General features: G+C 46.3%; 4 protein-coding genes and 1 pseudogene. All 5 read right to left on the bottom strand.

Annotated elements, in window-relative coordinates:
* The coding region (locus QZL69_RS12665; protein ID WP_291519680.1) for a uracil-DNA glycosylase family protein at window positions 1–247 on the bottom strand (247 nt) is incomplete at its 3' end.
* Window positions 248–254: 7 nt separating this feature from the next.
* Window positions 255–968 carry a flavodoxin family protein gene (locus tag QZL69_RS12660; protein ID WP_022215568.1) on the bottom strand — a complete coding sequence of 238 codons (714 nt, stop codon included), beginning with the start codon at window positions 966–968 and terminating at the stop codon, window positions 255–257.
* A gap of 306 nt (window positions 969–1274) precedes the next feature.
* Window positions 1275–1586 (bottom strand): hypothetical protein, encoded by a 312-nt coding sequence (locus QZL69_RS12655; protein WP_022215566.1) that lies wholly within the window; start codon window positions 1584–1586, stop codon window positions 1275–1277.
* The gene (locus QZL69_RS12650; RefSeq protein ID WP_291519677.1) at window positions 1574–2188 is read right to left on the bottom strand and encodes a metallophosphoesterase; all 615 of its coding nucleotides are present in this window, start codon (window positions 2186–2188) and stop codon (window positions 1574–1576) included. The genes QZL69_RS12655 and QZL69_RS12650 overlap by 13 nt, the downstream gene beginning before the upstream one ends.
* Before the next feature lie 96 nt (window positions 2189–2284).
* Window positions 2285–2857 (bottom strand): annotated as a pseudogene (locus QZL69_RS12645) (hypothetical protein); the annotation flags it as partial.

The following is a 2857-nucleotide window of genomic DNA, read 5'->3' as shown; positions in this document are numbered from 1 at the left end:
AAGAGCCCTCGATCTCACAGCTCTGGATCACATCCCACACGGCAATATGATGCTCAAGGAGCATTGCTTTCTTTTCTTCTATCGTCTGCGGCACCTCACATCCCAGAATCCCTGCAAGCACTTTCCAGAACCGGTTCTGCTTATGTCCGTAAAAAAACTTCTGCTCCCTGGACTTCACTGACGGAAAACTCCCAAGTATCAATATCCGTGAGTGTTCGTCGTATACAGGGTCTATTGTATGTTCCATAATTTCTTTATCCTCTTTTCTTCCGTTTCACCTTCCACGGCCTGTTCTTACCGTGCCATCCATGTTCTTCCCAGTAGCCATAATCCGGCTCGAACTTCCAGAATGCTTTGTGCATCCAGCGTATCATCGAAAACCACATGCGGGTCTTGAGTGTTGGTTTGAATGGGGCATGATTTTTTCGGATCTTTGCTGCCATCCGGTCGGTCTCCTGGTGGATCTTCTTCTGGATATCTTCCGGGATCTCGGATGACTTCGCTGCCCTGACAGCAAATCCCATGCGGTAGATCCGCGGATAGCCCCAGAAAAACATACTGTGGTAAAGATCCTTCGTCGTGCTCGCCATGCCACCGCCGGCAGCTGTCGCAATCGCCACGCCCTGCTTCTGGAAGGCACGTGCATCCGGCCGGTGCACCATCCATCTCGTACCAAAATGATCCAGAAAGGCCATCATCTGCCCGGTCGCATGATACACATATACCGGGCTTGCCAGAATTACTACATCCGCCTCATCCATCGCATCCATAAGAGGCTTGAGCTTCTTATAATGCGGGCAATGTGTCAGGTCCTTGTTAAAACACGTCCAGCATCCGAGACATGGTTCATCAAAATCACGCGGCAGGAAAAATTCCGTCACCTCCCCGCCGATCTTTTCCGCAAGTTCATGCGCAATCATATACGTATTCCCCTTATGGTTCTGACCATGTATAACTGTAATTTTCACAGTATCGTTTCCTTTCCTGTTATATCTCTTCTATCTACTTTATGCATCCCTGCGCTTACAATACTCCATGATCTTCCTCATCAGCAGCTTTGCATCGAGGGGCTTGGCGATATGTTCATTCATTCCTGCTTCCCTGGTCTGCTGACGGTCCTCGTTAAAAGATTATACTCTGCTACTTTTCTCTCTACCGTTTTTTCATACAGTGATATCTGGCGGTTCAAAAAAGCATATGCCGATTTCAGCAGTCTGTATTCCTTTTCTCCATGTTCCATATCTATATCCCCGTGCTTCTTTTATTTTTGTATTTTATTTCCCGTCAATCTCCAGCATCAGATATTCTGATCTGCATCCTGTTTTGAACTTGATCGCCCAGTCTGAGATTCCTGACGTTACGATAAAGTTTGTACTGCCTCTTTTTTCGTATCCGTAAACCCGGTCATCCGGGGCCAGATCTGTGTGGTTCTCGATCGTCATAAGCGGAAAAAGCTGTCCGCCGTGAGTATGCCCGGAAAGCACCAGATCAACGCCCGCCTTTGCCTGTGCCTCATAATCCTGTGGCTGATGATCCAGAACGATAGAAAACTTGCCCGGATCCAGATCAGCTGTCAGTTCTTCCATCGTCTCACGGCCTCCTGCATAATCCTCAGACTTGTCCTGTCTTCCTTCGTCGTATCATCATCCACAAAATCGCCAACGATCAGTACAACATCCGGATTCTGTGCTTCAATGGTCTTCATATGTTCCGCAAAACCTTCTCCATGAAATGTCGTTCCTGTATGTGAATCGGAAAAAACTGCCACCTTAAGATTCCTGACTTCTTTATCTGTCTGTATCTCATACTTCTTCTCCCACACATGATGTGCCTGATACCAGCCTGCTGCAAGATAACATACAGTAAAAACGATCGCCACGATCCCGGCATAATATTTTGCAAATGTCTTTTTGCGTATCTTTGTGATCAGGGCAAAAATCGCTTCGCTGACCATCCAGAATACGATCAGATGCAGAATACACACAATAGCATTCATAGAACCCCACGCCATCCAGATAACTGCGGTATAAACTACAGCAATCAGAAGTCCTGTCAGTGTGCTGAATCCTTTTTTGCCTTTTGTTATTTTTCTGATAAATGCAAATTTCCCAATCCTGTTCGCAAGATACAAAATCCCTGCAAAAGACAAAACTGCCAGGACGATCATCAAAATAAGCCACATATTCATAATCCTTATCGCCCTTTTTCTTCCTGTGTTATTTCCCATTGTACAGGAAAAAAGCTGCTCTGCCTACTATCAGTATTATCTCAGGGCTTTCATTTTTTACACTTTTGTAATGTAACGGGCCGCCACGAAACCATAATATTTGTTCACGATCCGAACATAATACCAGGCTGTGCCGTCGTCGGCTTTGATCGTATTGCACACGTCAACAAGATTGTGCTGTGCAAGAAGCGGATACTTCTTGATCCTTGGATACTCTGTACCTGCCCAGGAGCGCACATTGAGTTCTGCTGTATTCACCATTCCCACCCACTTTGGAGTCTTGTCAAGATGGATTGCTGTTTCTGTGGATCTCTGGTCGGAGGCAGTGCCATAATCAATCCATACATACCCGTCAATCGCCGGATCTGTACGTTTGTATTTTTTATTGCGGCATGACCCGCCATTGGCTACAACACCTGGTGTACTGGATGTATTTCCCTCGTTTGTATAAATATAAATGTCATCATATTTCGTAACGGATCCAATATGTGCCCCATTTCGGAACACGACCAGCGCACCCTTCTTCGGCGTACTATGCCAGGTTCCTTTTTGTTTCGCATGCCGCGTCACACTCCGACAGTTATAAAAACCACCACCCATGATCTGCAGTGCCCTCGCCAGGCCAAATAT

The sequence above is a fragment of the Blautia sp. CAG:237 genome (assembly GCF_000436615.1).
Classification (GTDB): Bacteria; Bacillota; Clostridia; order Lachnospirales; family Lachnospiraceae; genus Blautia_A; species Blautia_A intestinihominis.
The sequence above is the reverse complement of the archived record's forward strand: the minus strand, read 5'-3'. Positions and strand labels throughout refer to the sequence as shown.

What these genes read in the sequence shown, in the direction of transcription:
- QZL69_RS12655 (WP_022215566.1), bottom strand. Translation starts at nt 1,586, where the DNA reads ATGGAAGAACTGACAGCTGATCTGGATCCGGGCAAGTTTTCTATCGTT.
- QZL69_RS12650 (WP_291519677.1), bottom strand. Translation starts at nt 2,188, where the DNA reads ATGAATATGTGGCTTATTTTGATGATCGTCCTGGCAGTTTTGTCTTTT.